This window comes from Oleiphilus sp. HI0066, assembly GCF_001635725.1.
On record NZ_LWFH01000599.1, the window covers coordinates 1 to 817 of the forward strand.

General features: G+C 42.7%; 1 protein-coding gene and 1 pseudogene. Both read left to right on the plus strand.

The genetic code is table 11. The features are described 5' to 3' along the window. Positions 1-377: PstS family phosphate ABC transporter substrate-binding protein (locus A3738_RS07845; protein WP_197473692.1), on the plus strand; the 377-nt coding region annotated here is incomplete at its 5' end. A 148-nt stretch (positions 378-525) separates the two neighbouring features. Continuing rightward, positions 526-817 (plus strand): annotated as a pseudogene (locus A3738_RS07850) (phosphate ABC transporter permease); the annotation flags it as partial.

Genomic DNA, 817 nt, shown 5'->3' on the forward strand with positions numbered 1-817 from the left:
AAGGCGACTTCAAAAACAACGTAAATGAGCAACCAGGCTCAGCGTCAGTTGTTCAGGGTGTATCTGAGTCAATTAATGGTATTGGTTACTCTGGCATCGGTTACACAACTGCATCAGTGCGCGCTCTTCCACTAGCGAAGAAGGGCGACAAATATGTTGAAGCAAATGCTGCAAACGCTGTAACAGGTGCTTACCCACTTTCACGCTTCCTATACGTATACGTGAACAAAGCGCCAAATAAAGCGCTTGATCCAACGACTGCTGAGTTCTTGAAGCTTGTAATGTCTAAGCAAGGTCAAGAAGTTGTAGTTAAAGATGGCTATGTGCCACTTCCTGCAAAAGTTGTTGAGCGTCAGTTCAAAGAACTAGGTCTATAAGCAGTAAGCTAGTACCCAGTAGATAGCTAGTCAAAGAAAAAACCTCCCACCATATATGGTGGGAGGTTTTTCCGTTTAAGCAGACTATGAATTTACATTGTTATATAATTTGCGAAATTTAAATTCTCTCAATTGTCGGTATTAATTTATGAGTGAATCACCAACGCAGCCAACATTAGACTTCAACACTCCGAAGCTAGTTAGGCATCGTAAAAACAGAAAGTTAAAAGACAAGCTTGCCAGTGTCTCTATTGGGGCTGGCGGCATTAGCGTCATCGTAGCAATCACACTTATCTTCTTTTATCTTCTTTATGAAGTGGCACCGCTATTCACCAGTGCCGAAGCAGAGCGTGTTGCTACCTACGATGTTCCAGAACAAGCTGCAGGAAGCACAATTTTTAGTGGCACAGAAGAGCAAGGCGAGAAAGCTTTTCGTGTAA